General features: G+C 58.4%; 13 protein-coding genes. 6 read left to right on the top strand and 7 right to left on the bottom strand.

The window, feature by feature from the left end:
* The first annotated feature begins 4 nt into the window (after nucleotides 1–4).
* The 3 genes from EII23_RS05330 to EII23_RS05320 all read left to right on the top strand — a co-directional run bounded on the left by EII23_RS05330 (nucleotide 5) and on the right by EII23_RS05320 (nucleotide 4,970).
* Nucleotides 5–1,972, top strand: coding sequence for a hypothetical protein (locus tag EII23_RS05330; RefSeq protein ID WP_124792352.1), 1,968 nt, complete (start codon nucleotides 5–7; stop codon nucleotides 1,970–1,972).
* The gene (locus EII23_RS05325) at nucleotides 1,957–3,030 is read left to right on the top strand and encodes a glycosyltransferase family 2 protein (protein WP_124792351.1); all 1,074 of its coding nucleotides are present in this window, start codon (nucleotides 1,957–1,959) and stop codon (nucleotides 3,028–3,030) included. Before EII23_RS05330 ends, EII23_RS05325 begins: the two co-directional genes overlap by 16 nt.
* A 137-nt stretch (nucleotides 3,031–3,167) precedes the next feature.
* On the top strand, nucleotides 3,168–4,970 hold the full coding sequence (locus EII23_RS05320) for a thiamine pyrophosphate-binding protein (RefSeq protein WP_124792350.1): 1,803 nt from the start codon (nucleotides 3,168–3,170) through the stop codon (nucleotides 4,968–4,970).
* A 13-nt stretch (nucleotides 4,971–4,983) separates the two neighbouring features.
* Here EII23_RS05320 and EII23_RS05315 read toward each other — a convergent pair whose 3' ends face one another.
* From EII23_RS05315 to EII23_RS05285, 7 genes are all read right to left on the bottom strand, one after another.
* On the bottom strand, nucleotides 4,984–6,828 hold the full coding sequence (locus EII23_RS05315) for a glycosyltransferase (RefSeq protein WP_124792349.1): 1,845 nt from the start codon (nucleotides 6,826–6,828) through the stop codon (nucleotides 4,984–4,986).
* A gap of 45 nt (nucleotides 6,829–6,873) precedes the next feature.
* Complete coding sequence (locus EII23_RS05310) at nucleotides 6,874–7,938, bottom strand: NAD(P)-dependent oxidoreductase (protein ID WP_124792348.1); 1,065 nt, start codon at nucleotides 7,936–7,938, stop codon at nucleotides 6,874–6,876.
* A gap of 11 nt (nucleotides 7,939–7,949) precedes the next feature.
* Nucleotides 7,950–10,091 (bottom strand): lipopolysaccharide biosynthesis protein RfbH, encoded by a 2,142-nt coding sequence (rfbH, locus tag EII23_RS13380; protein WP_185702306.1) that lies wholly within the window; start codon nucleotides 10,089–10,091, stop codon nucleotides 7,950–7,952.
* The gene (gene rfbG, locus EII23_RS05300; RefSeq protein WP_124792380.1) at nucleotides 10,088–11,185 is read right to left on the bottom strand and encodes a CDP-glucose 4,6-dehydratase; all 1,098 of its coding nucleotides are present in this window, start codon (nucleotides 11,183–11,185) and stop codon (nucleotides 10,088–10,090) included. Before rfbG ends, rfbH begins: the two co-directional genes overlap by 4 nt.
* Before the next feature lie 102 nt (nucleotides 11,186–11,287).
* Nucleotides 11,288–11,797: a hypothetical protein gene (locus EII23_RS05295; RefSeq protein ID WP_124792347.1), complete on the bottom strand. Its 510-nt coding sequence runs from the start codon at nucleotides 11,795–11,797 to the stop codon at nucleotides 11,288–11,290.
* Nucleotides 11,775–13,202: an HD domain-containing protein gene (locus EII23_RS05290; RefSeq protein WP_124792346.1), complete on the bottom strand. Its 1,428-nt coding sequence runs from the start codon at nucleotides 13,200–13,202 to the stop codon at nucleotides 11,775–11,777. The genes EII23_RS05295 and EII23_RS05290 overlap by 23 nt, the downstream gene beginning before the upstream one ends.
* Nucleotides 13,203–13,211: 9 nt before the next feature.
* Nucleotides 13,212–13,400 carry a hypothetical protein gene (locus EII23_RS05285; protein WP_124792345.1) on the bottom strand — a complete coding sequence of 63 codons (189 nt, stop codon included), beginning with the start codon at nucleotides 13,398–13,400 and terminating at the stop codon, nucleotides 13,212–13,214.
* A 105-nt stretch (nucleotides 13,401–13,505) separates the two neighbouring features.
* On the opposite strand from EII23_RS05285, the gene EII23_RS05280 reads away from it, so the two are divergent.
* From EII23_RS05280 to wecB, 3 genes are read left to right on the top strand one after another with little or no spacing between them, the layout of a single operon-like run.
* Nucleotides 13,506–15,983, top strand: coding sequence for a glycosyltransferase (locus tag EII23_RS05280; protein WP_124792344.1), 2,478 nt, complete (start codon nucleotides 13,506–13,508; stop codon nucleotides 15,981–15,983).
* A 23-nt stretch (nucleotides 15,984–16,006) separates the two neighbouring features.
* Nucleotides 16,007–19,789: a methyltransferase domain-containing protein gene (locus EII23_RS05275; protein ID WP_185702305.1), complete on the top strand. Its 3,783-nt coding sequence runs from the start codon at nucleotides 16,007–16,009 to the stop codon at nucleotides 19,787–19,789.
* Nucleotides 19,786–20,919: a non-hydrolyzing UDP-N-acetylglucosamine 2-epimerase gene (gene wecB, locus EII23_RS05270; RefSeq protein ID WP_124792342.1), complete on the top strand. Its 1,134-nt coding sequence runs from the start codon at nucleotides 19,786–19,788 to the stop codon at nucleotides 20,917–20,919. Before EII23_RS05275 ends, wecB begins: the two co-directional genes overlap by 4 nt.
* Nucleotides 20,920–20,947 lie beyond the last annotated feature (28 nt).

Below are 20,947 nucleotides of genomic sequence, written 5' to 3'. Positions count from 1 at the left end.
GTACATGCGCGAGATTCGCGAAATGTCCATTATTGAAATAGATATCACCAATGCCTGCCACAGGCAGTGCTCCAACTGTACCCGCTTTTGCGGGCATCACAAGAAGCCGTATTTTATGGACTTTGCGACATTCAGGCGAGCCGTGGACTCTTTGGATGGCTATCAGGGGCTTATTTCCACCATTGGCGGCGAGCCCTTGCTGCATCCCGAATATGGCCGCTTTGGCGATTACCTGCTCCAGAAAAGAGGGCGGCTGAAAACGGCTGATGCGGGGCGTTGCCGGGCGCTGGTCAGGGATTGTCTGGGCTTTGCGAAAATGCAGCGGTGGTTTGAGGGGTCGGTCAATGCCGGGCGCGGTTTTCTGCTTTTCACGTCCATGCCGCGAAATTTTTACCGGCATTATGAAATGATTCAGGATGTGGTAACGGATTTGTGGCTCAACGACCATACCAGCCCGAGTTTTCACCAGCCCATTCTGATCAGTCGCAAGGATTTGGGCATCGGCGACAAGGAATTCGCTCTCATGCGCTCCGAGTGCTGGCTGCAAAATTTCTGGAGCGGCAGCATCACTCCCAAGGGAGCTTTTTTTTGTGAAATCGCGGGAACGCTGGACATGCTTTTTGATGGCCCCGGCGGAAAACCCATTGAGCCTGGCTGGTGGAAGAAAGATATCAGTGAGTTTTCCGACCAGTTTCATTGGTGCGATATGTGCGGCATGCCGTTGAAAACATACAGCCGCAACGCCAATGACGGCATTGATGACGCCTCCCCAAGTCTTTGTGAACGTCTTGCAGAAGCGGACTCCCCCAAGCTGAAGGCGGGCAAGGTTCATCTGTTTGATCCTTTGGCTTCTGCGGAGTCCGGTGGCGGTGGATCCGCACTGGGGCCGGACATGGCTTCGGTGACGGCCAATTATCAGCCCGACAATGCCCTGCGTGTGGGTGATGCTGTGCAAAACATCAGGCCCGGAGGCGTTTATCCTGTGTTGCCGGTGCGCTCCGGGCAGGAGCTTTCTCTGGCGTTGCAGAGTGCGTGTTCCCTGCGCGATGCGGTATCCGGATTCTGTGTGGTGGCCGCTGCGGGGATAAAATCCGCTGTGGAACATGCCTTCAGGGATGCAAAAAATACCCGCCTTGTTTTTTCGGACTATATTGACACCACAACAAGCCTGGGGGAAATCCTTCGCCGCGCCCTTGCCGTCTGCCCGCTGCGAGACTGGCTCCTGCTTGCCGAACCAGGGCTGGTGCTGCCGCGCGGGTTTGCGGAAACCATCGGGAGCTGTTTTCTCAATCCCGGCTTTCTGTTTGTCTGCGCGTTCGGCACAGGCAAGGGGGTGATGGTGTCCACAACCGCTTCTGCCCTCCGCAGGCTGGGCAATGACGGTCTTGCCGCCTGCTCTTCGCTTGAGCAGCTAACAGATGCCTGGGGGACAAAGGTGCACAGGCTCGAAACAGGCTTTGAGCTTCTGCCGGACTTCGATATTCCCTGCCTGCGTCAAAAGGCATATGACGTCTATGCCGGAGACCGTGACTTTGTGGCGCGCCTGCGGCGTCACCTTGGTGACAGGGTTGCGCCGGGGGGGACGCTGCTGGTGACCCACAGTGCCTTTGTTTTTCATACCTTGAGCATTGTCCGGCTCGTGCAGGAAATGGGGTATGGGGTGCATGTGCTTTCCAACGAAAAATTTGCGGAGTATTTTTCTGGCTGGCTGCCGGAAGACAGCTGCACGTATTTCAGGGAGAGCCATTTTTCCCATGAAAGGCAGCGCGGCTTGCGGGAGGAACTGAAGAGCCGGAAAACCTTCTGCGGCTCTCTTGTGCCGTATTCCTTCGGCCCGGATACGGTCAAACCCATTGATGACTATACCGATGCCCTGCGCACGGCAGAGGATATTGGCGGCAGGATTGTGGGCATCATCAATATCCGTCGCCGTTTCATCAAGCCCGAATACGACATATGGCAAGACAGATGACACCGCGCGTTTCCGTGATCGTGGACAATTTCAACTATGCGCGGTATCTCCCCCAAGCGTTGGATTCCGTGCTGGGGCAGTCGCTGGGCGATTTCGAATGCCTTGTGGTGGACGACGGCTCGCAGGATGCTTCCCGCGAGATCATGGACCAGTATGCTCGTGCCGATCGGCGCGTACTCCCTGTCCTGAAAGAGAACGGCGGTCAGGCCAGTGCCTTTTCCGCCGGTTTTGCCCGCGCCCGTGGTGACATCATTGCCTTTCTGGACAGCGATGATTTCTGGTACGGGGACAAGCTGGAAAAAATCGTTGCAGCCCATCAATCCTGCCGGATCGTACAGCATTATCTTGCGCCCAACGGGGAGGGCATCTACCGCCAAATCCGAGACGATCCGGACAGGCGTCACGCTCTGCTTGCGTACGGGCACATGTACAACCACAGCCCATGTTCGGCCCTGTCTTTTGCCAGAGAGTGCCTGGAGCCGTTTTTTCCTCTCCTTGAGCCGGAAAAAATGCGTGGTTATGCTGATGGATGCCTGCTCATGCTGGCCATGACGCGCGCTCCGGTCTGCATTTTGTCTGACGTTCTGGGTTTTTACCGGATTCATGGCGAAAACATGCACGCCAACAGAACAGACAGGGGGGCTGAGGCCCGTGCTGTTTTTCGTGCCCAGCGTGCGTATGTCAATTTGCAACTGCGCGCACGGGGCCTGCCGGAAATCCCGTTCAGCGACACGGCCTATATCGCCTCGCAATTACGGGAGCGGGCCGAAGCCCTGAAGGGAGGCAAGGGGCTTGTCGTCTACGGCACGGAAGCTGCGGGCGAAAATGTCACACGGGCTTTGCAGGATATGGGCATTGCCGTTTTCGCTTATGCCGACTCGGATGCGGCGAAATGGGGGAAGGAGTTTTGCGGCAGGGAGATTCTCAGCCCACGGCAACTGGCCGAAAACCCGCATGCCAGCACGGTGATCATTGCCAGCAGCGCCACGCATGCCATTACACAAACCCTGCGCAACGCGGGCATTGATGACAAGCGGATTTTCCCTCTGACCCTGTAGCTGTGGCGAAGGGCGGCGGCCGACTTGCCGAACGCCCGGTGTTATGCCCGAAACAACAAGCGCACCCTTGCCGGGCAGGCGCAAAGCCGGAATCATCCGCCGCGTTGCCCCGGGGATGGAAAGAGGGAGGTGCAGATATGCTGACAGTCGCTCGCCATGTCATGGATTTTCTCGCGGGCAAGGGCCTTTCCCAGGCGTTTCTTTTTACCGGGGGCATGGCCATGCACCTCAACGATGCCTTGGCTTCCGAAGATCGTATCAGGACTGTCTGCTGCCACCATGAGCAGGCCTGTGCCCTTGCTGCGGAAGGGTATGCCCATGTGACAGGACGGCCTGCTCTTGTTCTGGTGACGGCAGGCCCCGGCGCGCTCAACGCTCTGACAGGTGTTTTTGGTGCCTATACGGACGGCGTGCCCATGATTGTGGTTTCTGGTCAGTCCAAAACAGAAACAACCTGCGCATCTCACGGCCTTGTGGGAGAAGTGCGTCAAATTGGCGAGCAGGAAGCACAAACCATTCCCATGGCGCGTTATGTTGTCAAGCGCGCTGTGACGATCCATGCCCCTGAGTGCGTCCGGCATGAGATGGAAAGAGCCTGGCATGAAGCCACTTCCGGCAGGCCGGGGCCTGTCTGGATAGAGATTCCCGTGGATGTACAGGGCATGTGCGTGGATCCGGAAAAGCTGCCCGCCATGCCTGTTGTGACAGAGCCTGCACAGGATCTTTCTGCTGTGGCCGATGCAACGGCACAGGCTTTGGCTGCGGCAAAACGCCCTCTGCTTGTGGCCGGGCCGGGATTGCGCATGGCCCATGCTGTGGAGGATTTTCGCTCTCTTGCGGAAAGTTTGCATTGCCCCGTTTTGTGCGCCGGAACGCTCGACATTATCCGGAAAGAGCATCCGCTCCATGCGGGAGGCATGGGTAATGTTGGGACGCGTGCGGGCAATATCAACATGCAGAATGCGGATCTGTTGCTCTTTCTGGGTGTGACCATGCATCTGACCATGACCACCTACAACTGGAAAGCTTTGGGAAAAAATGCCCGAAAAATTGTGGTGGAGTGCGATTCGTCCGAATGCAGGAGGCCGCAGTATCTTGGTGATGAGACCATTCTGGCGGAAACCGGTCCCTTTGTACGCGCCTTGGCGCGTGCCTGCACAGAGCGCGGTGTTGTGGCAGACAGCTGGTGGCTGAACCATTGCCGTCAGCGTGTGAAATTGTTGCCCACAGTCCCTGCACACCTGCGCGCCCGTACCCCGGAAGGACGTATCAACCCGTACTGGTTTGCCGAGGAGCTTTTTGCGCGTTTGCATGATGGGGATATTGTGGTGCCGGGCAATGCCAGTGCCGGTGTAACAGCCCAGCAGGCGGGCGGATTGCGCCCTGCACAGAGGCTGATTGCCAATTTTGGCAGCGGTCCCATGGGCATGGCCTTGCCTGCTGCGGTGGGCGCTGCCTGTGCTGCTGACGGCAGGCGCATCGTCTGTCTGGATGGCGACGGGAGCTTCATGCTCAACATGCAGGAACTTGCCACGGTAAGGTATCATGACATGCCGATTATCCTGTTTATTTATAATAATGACGGCTACATGTCCATCCGGCAGACACAGCGCAGCTTTTTCCGCCGCCAGATCGGAACCGGGCCAGACAATGGGCTGGGCTTCCCGCAGTATGAAGGTCTGGCGGCTGCCTTTGGCCTGCCGTATGCGCGGATAGAAGGCGAAGACTGGCAGGATCAGCTGACACAGGTACTGCAGGAGCGCGGCCCTTTGCTTGTGGAGGCTCTGCTGGATCCCGAGCAGGGGTTTGAGCCCAAAATTGCCTCATGCAGACGGGAAGACGGGCGTATTGTCTCCCTGCCGCCGGAAGATATGTCTCCTTTTCTGGATGCCGAAGAATTGCAGGGGCATTTGCTCTTTCCTCTGGATCGGCAATCGTGATCCGGTCGCAACTTTATGTGCGGATCTGCGGATTTTTCCCTGCTTGTTGCGGAAAAAGCAGGGCAAGGCCTGAATCGCAGGGGGAAAAGTCAATGTGGACAATATCCCTGCCCAGACTTTCGGCCATGTGCTGCACGGCATGCATGACTTCGGGATAAGCACTGCCGTATTTGTTGACGGCAAGGATTGTTTCGGGCTTGATAACTTCCGACAATTCTTTGAAGTCATTAATTATATTTGGAGATGTGTTGAAGAAAAGAAGATCCAGGGCTTTTCCCTGAAGGGATTCGTGCCATCCTTCGCGGCGCAGCAGAAAATGGATGCTCTGTGCCGCAGGAATGCCCGCCCAGAGCAGATCGCGGGTCATGGTCATCTGGAGGTATTGCGGACTCATGAGCATGATCAGCTGGTCTCCGGGAACCGGATCCTCTGCAAAAACACTCCCCACCACGCCAGTTGTGTGCAGGCGTTCAGCCCAGAGAATACTGTGGTAACCTGAACCGGTGCCGATTTCCAGAAGGTTGCGGAGATTTTTTTGCTCCACAATATCTGCCAGAATCTGGGCCCTGAAAGCCTCCATATGCCCAAGAGCAGCAGTGCGCAGGTCCCAGCCGTCGGGCAGGATGACGGTTTTTCTTGTTTCGCTATCCAGGTATTGCAGGGGGAAAAGCTGATGCCAGTAGTGCCATGTCTCCCTGTCCAGAGTTGTGACCATTTGCCACCACTCTTTTTTGTATACCCGGGGGGCTGTGGGTTTTGCCACGTTTTTACTGCGCGAGAGAGCGCGCACCAGACGGAAGTTGGGGCTCAGGTCGATCCAGCCATGTGTTCGTCCTCCGTCGAGAATGGGCGGAATCTGTTCCGCCAGCTCTTTGGTGCGGATACGCAGCGTATGCCGGGAGCGGAAAAGCCTGTATGCGGCTTCTGTGGTTTCTGCATACAGATCCGGGTCTGAAAGCCAGCGTCGCGCTTTTTCCACACAGTTGCCGCTGTCAGCCAGGATAAAGTGTTTGTCCGCCTCAAGACCCAAATGTTCATAACCGCAAGGGGCATCGCACAGGGCAATTGTGCGACTGGCCATGGCTTCAAAAAGTTTCAGGGGGGTAAAGTGGAACTGTGAGGTGCAGAAAGCAGAAATACGGCTTCGGGCAAGGTCTTTCAGGTAGGTGCTCGGTGGGGAGACAGTCTTCAGGTGGCTGTATCCGGGATGACGGGGTTCGCACAGGGACAATCCTGACTTCCGGAATGCCTGGGCCATCTGGGCGCGCACGGGATAGAATGCCGGAAGGTTGTATCCTGCAAGCAGAACATCGTGTTTTTTTTGCAGATCCGGGATGTAGATATTTTCGGAAGCGGAGCCTGCGACAGGCATGAAGATGATATTTTCCCATACATCGCGGGAAAAATAGTGGCGCATGGCTTCCGGAATAATGAAGGGGGAAAGAAAGGCACTGATATAGAGACAAAACTTGTTGGCAAGAAGAACCCTGTTTCGCTCGCGCGGCGTGAGATGCCAGAAGTCATCGCCAACCAGGATTTTGGGCAGCTTTGTTTTTTCCAGATGGAGAGGAAAATGCCAGAGATGGGATGGAAGGCTGGCCTTGAGGGGGAGTTCCAGGCCCAGCGGCTCTCCAGCCAGTTCTCTTTCGGGCAGAACGCAGAAGATGGCGTCGAAGTTGTTTTCCCCGCCGTACTCTTCAAGGATTTCCCGCACATCAGCGGTTTGGTAGCCGGGATGCCCTGGTCCGTAGATTACGCTGCCCGGAAAGTATTCGAGAATCCGTTCTTCTGCTTCGCGTACCAGCAGACCCTGAATCAGGGCCGTGGTCTGTGTGATACTCAGATACAACAACCGCATGCCGGACTCCTTGCAGAGGCAGCGCCTGTTCTGGACAGGGCTTGGTTATCCGTGATGTTTTTGAAGGGCAAACCAGCGCAAAGTTGCTGCGAGGCCTTTTTCCAGTGAAACATGTTCCTGCAGATGCAGGCGGGAGCGTATTCTTTGCGTTGCGGGAACATAGCGTTCCGGCGCGTTGCCCTGTACGGCGCGCCCCTGAATACGCACTGTTTTGCAAGACGGGGTCAGCCGGGCGCACATTCGGGCGAGATCCAGCAGGCTCACAGCCCGTTCGCTGCCCACGTTGCAGGGCACACCGTGCTCTCCTTCGGCAAGCATGGCCAGCAGCCAGACGGCCATATCGCTGCCGTACAGGTAAGAGCGTACGGTTTGCCCGTCTCCCTGGATCTGAATTTCCCTCTTTGCCAGGATGTCGGCAAGAAAGCTGGCCAGCGCATTGCCGGAGTTGAGATCAAGGTGTGCACCGCAAAAGGCGAAGCAGCGTGCCACCGGTACGCGAATGTTGTAGCGTTGCCCCAAGGATACGGCGAACAGTTCCAGAAAGCGTTTGCCTTCGCCGTAGAGGACAGACTCCTGCAATCTGCTTTCCAGCGAAGGAAGTTCTTCGCAAAATACTTCGGAATCCGGACAAAGAGGGCACACGCCGTAAACCGCTCCGGAAGAAACAACAAGAACAGCGCGGCAGCCACAAGCTCCGGCCATACGAAAAAGTTTTTCCGTGCCCAGCGTGGCCACTGTGCAATGGTGTGCTGCCCAACCAGGCATGCCGGAGTTTCTGTAGTTCATCGCCAGAACAGCGTATGCAAAATCAGGCAGGCGCGTGCTCCCCAAATCCAGAATATCCCCTTCCAGAACAGAAAGATCTGTGCGTTTTTCCAGATGCGGAAGTGCGTCCAGAAAAGCCTTTTTGTTTCTGGTCAGAATATGCAGATGCATTCCCAAGTTGGCCTGCTCATTGCACCAGAGCAGGCTTTCCGTCAGCCAGCGACCCACAAATCCCGTACAGCCCGTCAAAAGAACAGAACTTTTGGCAAAGTGCTGCGCTCTGCTTCCCAACTGGTGGGCAATATTGTGCAGATCCTGTGCAAACAGGCTGAAACCGGGGTACATGAAATGTGCTCTCAAGAAATTTTTGCCCGGGCCAGGACGGCATCCGCGAGTTCGCGCACCGCGCCCCGACCTCCGCACGATCTGGTAATATGGCTGGCGATGGCCAGAATTTCGGGATGGGCATCCGCAGGTGCCCAGCCATATCCCACTATGCGCATGGCTTCACGATCATTTATGTCATTGCCCATGTACACAACATGTTCCGGAGAGATATGGTGGCGGCGCAGCCAGTTTCGCAGAAAGGCGGCCTTGTCGCCGCAACCCTGTTGTACGGGGATGCCCAGCTTTGCGGACCGTGCTCCAACCACAGGGTTGGTTTCGGTGCTGCAAATGAGCAGGGGGATGCCGGCCTTGCGCAGCCTGTCTATGCCCAGTCCATCGCCACGATTGCAGAAAACAGCCTCGGTGCCGTCCTCCAGCGTCAGAACTCTGTTGTCGGTAAAAACACCGTCAAAGTCGAAAACGATCAAGGCTACAGGATCAGGCAAGGCGGGATCGCGGTCTGTGGTTTCGAGAGTGTGCAGAGGTTCTTTTTGTATCCGTTGCCCGCCCGTGTCCTGGCGAAAGAATTTGCGGATGGCCCGGACACTGTATGCAAGATGTTCTTCCGTCAGGGAGGGATAAAGTCCTATCCAGAAGGTCTGCCGCATGACAATATCTGTTGCGCGCAGGGGCGCGGCAAGGCGATGGGGAACTCCGGCAAAGCAGGGCTGGCGTGTAATGTTGCCCGCGAACAGGAGGCGTGTCCCGATTTTCCGGAAATCCAGCCAGCGCAGGATATCTTCACGGTTGCAGGACGGATCGAGGGTGATCAAAAATCCGAACCACGAGGGAGAAGATCGGGGGGTGGGCTGTGGCAGGATCAGCGGCCCGCCGTCCAGATCCGCCAGTTCCTGGGACAGAAAGGCAAAGTTGCGGCGTCGTGCCTTTGTAAAGGCTTCCAGTCGCTGGAGTTGCGCCAGCCCCACGGCAGCCTGCATATCGGAAAATTTCAGGTTGTAGCCCAGATGCGAGTATACATACTTATGGTCATAGCCCTGCGGTAATTGAGAAAATTTTTGTGAAAACCGGCGCCTGCAGGAGTCGTCCGCGCCAGGCGCGCACCAGCAGTCACGCCCCCAGTCGCGCAGGGAAAGAAGAATTTTGTGCAGCAGGGGATCATCGCAGGCAACAGCGCCGCCCTCGCCCGTGGTGATGTGGTGGGCGGGGTAAAAGGAAAGTGTGCTGATATGGCCAAAAGAACCACAGGGGCGGGGGCTTCCCTGCACGGAGTACAGTGACCCCAGGGCATCGCAACTGTCCTCTACCAGCCAGAGCTCGTGCTCTTTGGCAATGGAGGTCACTGCATCCAGATCAAAAGGGTTGCCCAGAGTGTGGGCCAGAAAAATGGCGCGTGTGCGCGGCCCCACTGCGGCAGCGATCTGCCCGGGCAGGGCATTGTAGTCAGGGATGCCGATATCCACAAAAACCGGCACAAGCCCCATCTGCACAATAGGCGCAACCGTGGTGGGAAAGCCTGCGGCCACGGTAATGACCTCATCGCCGGGTTTGAGACGCCGCTCGTGCAGCAGAGGCGAGCAGAGGGCAGAGATAGCCAGCAGGTTGGCGGAAGATCCTGAATTGACAGCCAAGGCAAACTTGCGCTCAAGAATATATGCCAGCCTTTTTTCAAAATCCCGGCAAAAACGTCCTGCTGTCAGCCAGAAATCCAGTGAGGCGTCCAGAAGGTTTTCCATTTCTTCCGGTCCCCAATGCTTCCCGGATACCGGAACAGAGGAAACGCCCTCATGAAAGGGAGGCGGACTGTGTATCGCTGTATAGTGCGCGTGGGCCAGACCGTGGCCGATCATCCGGAGGAGTCTGTCCAGAGAGGAGATTTTCAGGCGGCCACAAAGTTCGTATTTGTGTGCATCTGCACGGGCAAGGCGTATGTTTTGCCACAAATCCACGCACAGAGGTGTGCTCCGATGCCACTCCTCGAAGTCGGAGGCATTGAGGACTTCTTTGCCCGTAACCTCCGCTTCGGCACACAGTTCCAAGGGGGTGCCCCGTAACCAACCATCCCTTTGTTCCAGAACAAGCAGGGTATGCTGTGTGTTGTGCCCCAGAATGATGTCGCCCGCGGTAAAACCGGTTGTGGTGTCGAAGGTCATGGAATTTCGGTATATTCCTGAATTTGGCGAAGAGTTGTTTCTCGCATGTGGAGAGGATCGGGATTGTCCATCCATTGCCTGTACCAGGTTGTGGTACGCTCCAGCGCCTCCGCCACCCTGTAGCGGGGATGCCAGCCCAGTTCCCTGCTGGCTTTGGCGCAGTCGAGACAGAGCGCATGCGCCTCGTGCGGTTGGGGGGATGCATCAATCGTGTACTCCCCATTTCCCCAAAGTTTGCAGATGTGTCGCACCACACGCTCCACAGACCAGATGTCGCCCGGATCCACAGGCGCAAAATTCCAGCCGCAGCCAAAGCGCGGGCCGTGTTCCAGAAGGCGCGCCCCCAGAAGAAGATAGCCACTCAGGCAGTCCAGTACATGTTGCCAAGGGCGGACTGCTGCAGGAAAGCGGATATGGACGGGTCTTGCTGCATGCAGAGCACGAAAGCAGTCTGGAATCAGCCTGTCTTTTCCCCAGTCGCCCCCCCCGATGGCATTTCCCGCTCTGGCGGAGGCCACGGCGACATGGTGTGTTTTTCCGTATTCTCCTTGAGGAAAAAAAGATTTTATATAAGAGGTAGTTATCAGTTCTGCGCAGCCTTTGCTTGCGCTGTACGGGTCATGCCCTCCCATGGGATCGTTTTCCCTGTAGCCCCAGACCCATTCGTTGTTGCGGTAGCATTTGTCGCTGGTCACAATGACTGCTGCCTTCACCGAGGCTGTATGCCGACAGGCTTCAAGCACATGGGCTGTACCCATGATATTGGTGTGCAACGTGTGGAGGGGATCCTGATAGGAAGGGCGCACCAGAGCCTGAGCTGCCAGATGAAAGACTATGTCCGGCTGGAAATCTTTCATACTTTGCGCCAGGAGCGCATAATTCGCAATATCGATATGGGCATGCGGTATCAGGCTGTCCAGATCAAGCGCGGCATTCATGCTGGGGCCGTGAGGCGCAGGCAGCCCAAAGCCCAAAACCTCGGCTCCCAGCAGGCGCAACCAAAGTGCCAGCCATGATCCCTTGAAGCCGCTGTAGCCTGTGAGCACAACCCGGAGTCCGGCGAATATGCGGGAAGCGTCTTTCAGGTTGTCCATGTCTTGCCTGTACACAAAGGTGCTTGTTTTGTGCTGTCACAGGGCCAATGCGTGCGTATTTGTTGCATTGGGTGTATGGCTTGCTTTTTGGCAAACAATCTTTCAAAGAGGTGGAAGTTTTTCACTGATTTTTCGTAACTCCCCATAGAGTTTTTTTGCTTCAGCAAGGCGCCCGTCCGCAGCTTTTTCCGGTTTTCGCGCTTCTGTCTCATGCCACGGATCCTTTTTGCCATTTACGGCAAAGTATGTCGCCGTTGCGGCAAGCTCCAAAACAACCGCATTGGCCTCTGCTGCTGTACGGGCCAGACGTTGGCGCACGCCATCTGTTTGTGATGCGTTTTCTGTTGTATAAATTGAGTAACATCCACCCCAAGCTGCAATTTTTTCTTGCTCTGCAATATCTCCTGCCATGCTTGCAAGAGAAGTCGCTCTGGCAAGGTCTTCACTGTAGGGGCCATAGTGATGGTATTCAAAATAAAAATTTTCACCTTCACCTGCTGCTTCCAGCAAATAGGCTATTTTCTGAAGCCTTGTTCTTCCGACAATTTGCCCTCCGGCATCAGCAATGATGCTTTTCACCTTCGCGCCATCATTTTTTTGTTCTTTTTTCATTTTTCACTCCCTTGATGGCATTTTCCAGAAAAACTTTTGCGTCACAGTCTTCATCTGCCGTATAGGCTCTAAAAAATTCAAACGGGCGGATGGCCTTGATTATGGCAGATTGTTCATTTATATCAACAACATCCCCTTTTGGAGTGTTCATCATGATTTGGTTCAGGGGACCTTTTTCTTCTTCTATGCGCTTGTACGGCTCACGTCTGCCAGAGTCTACCAAAATACGTGCCGGTTTGTCTTCAGCCTGGTGTTTATCAGCCCATTCCTGGATTTTTTTGCGTATTCCTTCAACAGCAAGAGACAGTTGGGCATCTTTCAGTCCTTTTTGCAATAACCGTTCCCGAACATCTATGCATTTGTAGAGCTTTCTGTGCTGAAGGCGTTGGGAAAAACTTCTGACAAGAGGATCCTTGGCGTCAGCCATCAATGGCAACGCTCCCATGATAACGGAGTCATCCAGGCTCAAGGCGCTTTCCAGCAAATCAGGTTTTTGGGCAAAAATTGTCAGTGGGTGATTTTTGGGCAAATTTATCCTTGAACAGTTTTTTCCACTGTCCTGAACCAAGGAAAAAATACGCAACAAAAGCTCTGTAAAAAGTTTTTCTGCCCCTCTTGTTGTTTTATGAAGGTAAATTGTTGGATAAAGCTGGAAGAGCCCCAGAACATATGCCTCTGCGGCATGGATCGACTTTGCTCCCAACACAAAAGTCTGTTGCGTCCCAAATTTTTCACCGCCAGCCCCCCAAGGCACATCGGCAATTTCCAAATTGGCCGTTAACCATGCCAAATCAATTTTTCCCAGCCGCGTTCCCGTCATCAAGCGGTCTCGTTGCATATAGTCAAGCCGATCGGCATCAAATTGACTCGACACCACAGCACCATAAATTTTTGAAGGCCCGGGGGCGCGGATCAGATCTGCAATATTTGCACTAAGTCCCGTATGCATTTCGTCAAAAATTTTTCCCACATCACCACTGCGAATAATGGCATCACTTACATCCTCATGTTTTGCCATTTTAAGATGCAATTTTTTCCCGATATCTTCGAATGCATGACTGAAAGGACCGTGCCCGACATCATGGACAAGAGCCGCAGCGATAGCATGTTGTGCAAGAGTGGCATTGAACTGTTGCGCTGCTGAACGTTCACGGATCACGCGTAAGAGATTTTTCGCAATGTGGTATGCACCGATGCAGTGAGAAAAGCGTGTATGGGTAGCTCCAGGGTACACATATTCTGAAAAACCAAGCTGTTTCACCCGGCGCAAACGTTGAAAAGATGGAGTTTGGAGCACTCTCCAAAGGATTTGCTCAAAAGGGTCATCGCCAAACTCGATGAGGTCGTGTAAGGGATCGCGAATGCGTTGGTGCTTCGATTGCATAAAATTTTCTAGACTTTTCATGTTCCCTCGTCAATAGAGTGAAGGGAACCAACGCCCGTTTGATTCGGGAAAGTGCTTTCTCATGCTCTGGACAGGGCAGAGATGGTTTCCGGGGCTGTGGTTGTCGCCCATCAGGCAGGCCTTGCTGTTTTCCGGAGAGTACGGGCTTGGGGAGAATCCTTCCGGCGCTTTGCGTTGGCGGGTGAAAAGAAGTCGCATGCTCTTTCGGCACTGTGCTTGCATAGTATTTCGATATTGTTCGGGCAGTGCCAGACACACAACACGGCAGGCAGACGGCTGGAGCGTATGCCGGAGAGGATATGCATGGCTGAAAAACGTCTTTTGAAAGCGGAAGCGCCCCTGATTGCGCCCGAAGATTTTTCCGGGCCGGTGGCCTGGTGGGCCAATTCGCTGACCTGCGGCGGGGTTGAGCGCCAGATTGTCGCCAGCGCGCGGGAGTTCCAGCGCCGGGGACTGCCGGTGACGCTCTTGTGCAGCACCATTTCTCCCCAGGGAGGCAATGATTTCTTTCTGGAAGAGGCGCGTGCCGTGTGCCGCGAGGTGCAGGAGTTCGGGCTGGAGGTGGTGGACACCGGTATTTTTGCCCTGGCGCGGAGGAAAATAGGGATCTTTTTGTCGGGCGCCACACCGGATTTCTACAATGCTGTGGCGGCATACGCGGGCTGGCTGGGGCGCGTGCGCCCGCGGCTTCTGCACATCTGGAATGCCGATCTGCTCATGCCTTTGCTGGCGGCCGTCATTGTGGGGGTGCCCCGGATCATTGTTGCCGGGCAGAGCCTTTCCCCGGCGCAACGCTCTCCCTATGGCTTTGAAGGCATTGACGATGTTGTCGCCTTCAAGGTGCTGTCCAATCTTCTGCGCCTGCCCCATGTGCGCATGACCAACAACAGCCGCGCGGGTTGCGCCTCCTATGAAGCTTGGCTCGGGCTGGCGCCCGGCAGCGTGGCCCTTACCCCCAATATTTTTGACATGGAGGCCTGGGATTTTCCCGATGTCCGGCGGGAAAGCGCCCTGCGCCAGAGCTTGGGGATCGGCGCGGACGCGCCGGTTCTCGGCGGTTTGTTCCGTTTTGTCTCCATCAAGGATCCGGATCTCTGGGTTTCCGTGGCGGCCAGAGCCTGCGCCGCCCATCCGGGGCTGTACGCCGTGGTCGGCGGTGACGGAGAGGAACTGGCCCGCATGGAAAAACAGGTGGCCGACTCGCCCTTTGCCGGGCGCATTCTTTTCCCCGGCCCGGTCAGGGACGTGCCCGCCTTTCTGTCCATGTGCGGCGTTTTTTTGCACACGGCCCATGTGGAAGGTCTGCCCAATGTCCTTCTGGAGGCGCAGGCCATGCAGGTTCCCGTGGTCACCACCCTGTGCGGCGGCGCGGCCGATGCGGTGGAGCACGGCAAGAGCGGCTTTGTGCTCGGCAAAAGGGACGAAGAAGAACTGGCCGCGCACGTGTCTTTTTTTCTCCGGCACGAAAACATGGCCCGCGAGGCGGGCCGTGCCGGGCGGGAACATGTGGAGCGGGAATTTTGCGTCGCGCGCTCGGCGGGACTGCTCTGGCAGGTCTATGCGGACATGCTGCCCGACGATGCGGGAGAGCTCGCGTCCGTGCCGGTGGAAGACGCTGCCCCCGCCGTTCCGGGGTACCTGGAGGAAGGGGAGGCCCCCTGGCCTCTGGTCAGCATCGTATTGCCCACATACAACCATCTCACCTGGTTGCCGCAGGCCGTGGATTCTGTTCTGGCGCAGGACTATCCCCACTTTGAACTGATCATTGTGGACGACGGTTCCACAGACGGCACGGGGGAGTATCTGACGAGCCTTGATTCGCCCAAGGTCCGCGTGCTCGGCGGCCCCAACACCCGCCTGCCCGCAGCCCTGAACAGGGGCTTTGCCCTGGCGCGGGGCGAGTTTCGCACCTGGACCTCCGCAGACAATATCTGCCTGCCGCATTTTTGCTCCACTCTGGTGCGCGCGCTGCGCGCCTTCCCGCAGGCGGGCTTTGCTTCGGCGTCTTTTGCGCGCATCAACGGCAGGGGGCTGGTGCTGGACACGCTGGACGGGGAGCCTTTTCTGGAGAATCTCCTGTGCGGCAACCCCGGCATGGCGGCCTTCATGTACCGCACGGATGTGGCGCAACAGGCGGGGGAATATGACGCGCGGCTGGAAGGCGCGGAAGATTGGGACATGTGGCTGCGCATTCTGGACATCACCCGACCCGTGCATGTGCCCGCCGTGGTCTATCAGTACCGCTGGCACAATGACTCCCTGCGCGTGAAGATTTCGGCCAAGGTGCGCGAAGCCTCCGCCAGAACCGCTCACCGCGCCCTGCAAAGGCTGGAAAAGCGCGGGGGTGTGCACGCCCTGTACCCCTGCATTGACGCCTGCGCCGACAGGGAGCTGGCGCTGTTTCACGCCAATCTGTTGCTGGGCATCAGCATGCTCTCGGCAAGCTCCTTTCTCAAGGGCGCGGCCGCCGTGTATCTTGGGGAGGCCCACCGCCTGCGCCCGGATGATCTTGTGGCAATGGGCAATTATGCCGTGGCCCTGGCCTGGCACGGCCGCATGGAAGAAGTCGGAGAACTGCTGCGCCGGGGAGAGCCCGCCGCGCCGGAACAGTTCGGGCTGTTGCGCAAGGCCTGCGGCGAGCAGCGGCGTCATTGGGGCAGTTACGAATTTGTCTGCCCGTTCATTGCCGGTCCCGACCCGGAAACGAGCGAGCTTCTGGGCCGGGCAAGGGCCGCGCGGCAGGTGTTTGTGCCCGGTGTTACCCGCAGTGCGCAGGGCTGATGCGCGAAGGGGTGGAGGAAAAAATGCGTTTTCATCAGACAGTGCTGGATTTGAAAGAACGCTATCTCGACCGCACACCGCCGGAACTGGTGCGCCGTGCGGCCACGGAATTTCTGGGGCAGCCGCCGGAAAGCCTGCGCGAAGTGCCCCGCCAGTGGACTCCCGGCGGCGGCAGCCAGAATTTTCTGATCCGGGCGGGCAGTGTGCAGTACTTTCTCAAGGCCAAGCACAAAAGCCTGCTGGTGGAAAGCGCGCTGGAGTCCGAGCCGGGTTTTTCGCAAACGCCGTCGCTGGAAAACGAATACAATTTTCTGACAACGCTGGCGCCTTCGCCCCATGTGCCCGCGGTGGCCGGTTTCGCACAGCACGGCGACTGGCTTTTCCTTGCCACGGAAGCACTGCGCCCCTTTGATGCCCTGCGGGAATTTTCTCCGCCGCAGATGGTGGAGGCCTTTGCGCGGCTGAAAGATTTTGTGCGCGGCCTGTACGAAAAAGGCATTGTGCACACCGACATTCATGAAAAAAATGTCTGCTTTCGGGGGCTGACGCCCGTACTCATCGATTTTGAAGAGGCCCGGTATTTCCCCCAAGCAGTGCCCTTTGAGCAGTCGCTGGACATGGTGGGCGTCTGCGGTGGGGATCATGTGGGGGATTTTCCTGTTCTGGAAAAAGGCGCTGTGCCCGGCCCCACCTGCCTTGCGCGGCTGAAAAAGGTTTTTGCCTCCGCCCTGCGCCCCGGGCTGCCCGCATACCTTGCACAGTGCAATTTTGACTGCACCAGCGGGTACAACCTTGACGCGGAGCAGCAGCCCGACGAGCGCATCTACCAGTCCGTCATCCTGCACGACATGACCATCGCCGGGCAGCGCCCGGTGGAGGACGCACGCCTTGTCCAGGTGCGGCATGCGCTGGAATACGCCCATTCCGTGCTGGGGCGGCCGCTGGATGTGGTGGACCTCGGCTCCAACATGGGCATGGTGTCTTTTTTCTGCGGAGATTTTCCTCATACCCGCCGGGTAACCGGGCTTGAGGCCGATGCGCGCTATGTGGAGGCCGCAAGGGTGCTGGCTTTTTACGGCGACAGGCCGTCAGGCGTGGACTTTGTGCGCTACATGACCGGCAGCGCGCCCTATGCCTGGGCCACGGACGTGCTGCTCATGCTTTCCGTCTACCATCATGTGGCCGACAAGGATGCCTTTCTGGACGAACTGTCCACCAGGGAAATCACCTGCATTCTCGGCGAATTTGCCACGCAGGAGCGCTATTACCCGCAGCGCGGCAGTGTTGCCGCGGAAATCGAGCACATCAGAAAGACCCTGGATTTCCGTCATGCGGAATACATTGCCCTGTCCGCAGACTACCAGCGCCCTCTGGTGGCCTTTCACAACGGCGATGCCAAGGCTTTCCGCACGCTGGCGGCAGCCGGGAGTGTGCGGAAGGCAGGGATAACGCCGGGCGGGGCGGAAAGCCGGCGGGCGCTTGCCTGGGTGCGCGCGCATTCGCCGCAGGGGCAGGGAGTCAGCGTCAGCAACCGGCAGCCAACACCCTATCCCGAGGTGACGGGCTATTTTATCCCCACCCTGCTCCAGTGGGGAGAAAAAGACCTTGCCGTCCGTTACGCGCGCTGGCTCATGAGCATCCAGAATGCCGACGGTTCCTTCTCCGGGCCGGGCATTGCCAGCCCCTTTGCCTTTGACACGGGCCAGATCATCCGGGGGCTTGCCGCCATCACGCCGCTTTTGCCGGAAGCCGCCCGGCCGCTGGAGCGGGCCTGCCGCTGGATCATGGACACCGCCTCCCCGGAGGGGCGGCTGGCCCTGCCCGAAGATATGGGCGCGTGGTCTCTGGGAACGCGTGGCCACGTCAACGAGGCCATCCATCTCTATGTGCTGCCCGGCCTGCTGGCTGCGGGCAAAGCCCTCAATACGGGCGGCTTTGACGCCTTTGTCCGGAAATCCCTGGCCTGGTACATCGCGCACTGCAATCTGACCAATTTTCTTGCGCCCAACATGCTCCTGCATTTTTACTGCTATATTCAGGAGGCGCTCTTTGACCTGGGCGCGGTGGACATCTGCCGTCAGGGCATGCGCGAACTGGCGGAAAGGCAGGCGGAAAACGGCATGGTACCCGCCTACGCCAATGCCGCATGGATCTGCACTCCGGGGTTGATCCAGGCCGGGCTGGTCTGGCTCAAACTGGGAGACAGGGCGCATGCCCTGCCCGCCCTGCGCTGTGCGCAGAGCCTGCAAACAGCGGACGGGGGCTTTCCCGGCAGTGTGGGGGAAGGCGCGGACTATTTTCCGGGCGAAGAATTGTCCTGGCCTGTCAAGTTCTGGCTGGACGCCATGACCTGGCTTTCTCCGGACGAAAAAATGCCCGCGAACGCTGCCGGAACGGGTGCGGCCGTTGACACGGGGAACGTGCGCGCGGAGAACATCCGCGAGGAGGATGTGCCTCTGGTGGCGCTGGCGGGAGCCGCTGCCTCCCGTCTGGAGGAAGATGCGCGCTCTCTGGCGTCCGGCCCTGCCGACACGCCTTGCATGGAACAGGCCGCCCGGCTTGTGCCCGTGCTTCTGGATCGGGGGCGGCGGCAGGAAGCTCTGGACCTGGCAAAATGGCTGGCGAAGAACTTTTCGTCCGCACAAGGCAAAAATCTGTTCCTGACCGCGGGGCTTTTGCGGGTCTTCCGCCAGCCGGAAGTGCTGGCGGCGCACGGGGACGGCCATCTCAAGCAACTGTGCGCCACGGTGCTGTCGCTCCAGCGGCGCTCTGCCGAGCAGGAGCCGGGGCTTTTCTGCTGCTTCGGCGAGCTGCATCAGGCCGGGCAGGCTCTTGACCACAATGCCTGGACAGACTGCGCCCGGCACTGGGCCTCGCTCCAGAGTGCTCTGGCCGATCAGCGGGCCGGGGAAGCCCTTGTGCGGGAAGCCGCTGCCGTGGGCCTTTTGCAGAAGCCGGAAAACGGCCTTGCGCTCCTTGCGCGCATGGCCGAAAGCATGGGGGCGGAGATTCCCGCAGACCCGGAGCCGCGCGCAAAATACGCGGAGATAGCCCTGTGGCTGGCCTGGGGGGCATGGTCTCTGGGCGATGACGTCCTTGGCGGGGCGGCCTACTGCCTGGGCATGGGCGCTCTGGGCAACGGGCGCAGGCAGTGGCCCAAAAATGTCTTTCAGGGCGGAGCGTCTGCGGCTCTTGCCTTTGCCAGCGCGGTTTCGGCCATGCAGCGTTGCCGCTTTGTCCGCTTTTTCCCGCAGTTTCTGGACGATATTGCCGATGACGACGGGCGGCTTGCCTTTGTGCGGCAAAGCCTGCAAGGCAGGGAACAGGCCCGTGTGCTGGACATGGGCACGGGCAAGGGGCGCTACTTGCGCAGGCTGCATTACGGAGGTTTTGCCAACCTCACCGGTCAGGACGTGCACCCGGCCTTTGCGCGGTTCATGCCCAAAAGGGCGTCTGCCCGCGTGGGCACGGTGCTGCGTTCGGGCTGGGACGACGGCAGCTTTGACGCCGTGCTTTTGTGCGAGGTTCTGGAACACTGCGTTGACCTGCACGCCGCTCTGGGCGAGATGCGCCGGATTCTGGCCGACGGCGGCACGCTGGTCATTGTGGACAAGAACGTGCAGCGGCTGGCTTCCTGGCCCGGCGGCATCCCCCCCTGGGAGCAGTGGTTCGACTGCCGGGAACTGGCCCGGATACTCGCGGGCAGCGGCTTTGAGGTCACGGCCCTTGATCCGGACCTTGGTTATGAAAACCGCCGGGACGGCCTGTTTTTCGGTCTGGCGGCCCGCAAGCGGAGTGCGGCGTGAAAAACATTCTTGTCATTGCGGGCACGCGCCCCGAAGCGGTGAAGATGGCGCCTGTGGTGTACGAACTGCGCCGCCGCTCCGGGGAGTTTGGCGTGCACCTCTGCGCCGCCGGGCAGCACCGGCAGATGCTGGAACAGACCTTTGCCGACTTTGGCCTCACGCCCGATTCGTCTCTGGATGTCATGACCGGGGGCCAGAGCCTGGCCTCGCTCAGCGCCCGCCTGTTCGGCGCGGTGGACGCTCTGCTGGAACGCCTCGCGCCCCATGCTGTGCTGGTGCAGGGCGATACCACCACAGTGCAGGTTTCCGCCCTGAGCGCCTTTTACCGGAGAATCCCCGTAGGGCATGTGGAGGCGGGGCTGCGCACCTGGGACTGCCGCGTCCCCTTTCCGGAAGAAGCCAACCGGCGCATTGTGGGGCTGGTGGCGCGCTGGCACTATGCGCCCACGGGGCTTGCGCGGGACAATCTGCTGGCAGAACGCGTCAGGCCGCAAGACATTCTGGTCACCGGCAATACCGTGGTGGATGCGCTGCTCATGACGCGGGAAGCTGTGCGCCGCGATCCTCCTCCCCTGCCTGCCAGGGTGGAGGAAGCCCTTGCGCGGCATCCCGTCATCCTGGTCACGGGCCACCGCAGGGAAAGTTTTGGTCCCGGTTTCGAGCGCATCTGCGCGGCCCTTGCGGCCATTGCCGCAGCCGCGCCCCGTGCGCGCATTGTCTATCCCGTGCATCTCAATCCCCGTGTGCGCGGTCCTGTCACCGCCCTTCTGGGCGCTGTTCCCAATATCTTTCTGGAGGAGCCTTTGCCCTACAGGGCCTTTGTGCGCCTGATGGAGGGCTGCTCCCTGATTCTCACGGATTCGGGCGGCATTCAGGAAGAAGGGCCGTCCCTGGGCAAGCCCGTGCTGATCATGCGCGATGTGACAGAAAGGCCGGAGGGCGTGGAGGCCGGAGTCAATGTGCTGGTGGGCACGGATGCGGAAAATATTTGCGCGCAGACCCTGCGCCTGCTGGACGATCCGCAGGCTGTGGCCCGCATGGCTGCAACGCGCAATCCTTACGGCGACGGCATGGCCGCAACGCGCATTGCCGACCATCTGGCGGCGCAGAACCTGCCGGAAACGGCATAACCGCCGACGCATTACGGCAAACAAAAGG

Source organism: Desulfovibrio sp. OH1186_COT-070, assembly GCF_003860215.1.
In the GTDB taxonomy this organism is placed as follows: domain Bacteria; phylum Desulfobacterota; class Desulfovibrionia; order Desulfovibrionales; family Desulfovibrionaceae; genus Desulfovibrio.
This window is presented reverse-complemented; position numbering and strand designations above follow the sequence as displayed.

Excerpts from the sequence above, each read along its gene's own strand:
- EII23_RS05330 (WP_124792352.1), top strand. The coding sequence starts at position 5 with ATGCGCGAGATTCGCGAAATGTCCATTATTGAAATAGATATCACCAAT.
- EII23_RS05325 (WP_124792351.1), top strand. The coding sequence starts at position 1,957 with ATGGCAAGACAGATGACACCGCGCGTTTCCGTGATCGTGGACAATTTC.
- EII23_RS05320 (WP_124792350.1), top strand. The coding sequence starts at position 3,168 with ATGCTGACAGTCGCTCGCCATGTCATGGATTTTCTCGCGGGCAAGGGC.
- EII23_RS05315 (WP_124792349.1), bottom strand. The coding sequence starts at position 6,828 with ATGCGGTTGTTGTATCTGAGTATCACACAGACCACGGCCCTGATTCAG.
- EII23_RS05310 (WP_124792348.1), bottom strand. The coding sequence starts at position 7,938 with ATGTACCCCGGTTTCAGCCTGTTTGCACAGGATCTGCACAATATTGCC.
- rfbH (WP_185702306.1), bottom strand. The coding sequence starts at position 10,091 with ATGACCTTCGACACCACAACCGGTTTTACCGCGGGCGACATCATTCTG.
- rfbG (WP_124792380.1), bottom strand. The coding sequence starts at position 11,185 with ATGGACAACCTGAAAGACGCTTCCCGCATATTCGCCGGACTCCGGGTT.
- EII23_RS05295 (WP_124792347.1), bottom strand. The coding sequence starts at position 11,797 with ATGAAAAAAGAACAAAAAAATGATGGCGCGAAGGTGAAAAGCATCATT.
- EII23_RS05290 (WP_124792346.1), bottom strand. The coding sequence starts at position 13,202 with ATGAAAAGTCTAGAAAATTTTATGCAATCGAAGCACCAACGCATTCGC.
- EII23_RS05285 (WP_124792345.1), bottom strand. The coding sequence starts at position 13,400 with ATGCGACTTCTTTTCACCCGCCAACGCAAAGCGCCGGAAGGATTCTCC.
- EII23_RS05280 (WP_124792344.1), top strand. The coding sequence starts at position 13,506 with ATGGCTGAAAAACGTCTTTTGAAAGCGGAAGCGCCCCTGATTGCGCCC.
- EII23_RS05275 (WP_185702305.1), top strand. The coding sequence starts at position 16,007 with ATGCGTTTTCATCAGACAGTGCTGGATTTGAAAGAACGCTATCTCGAC.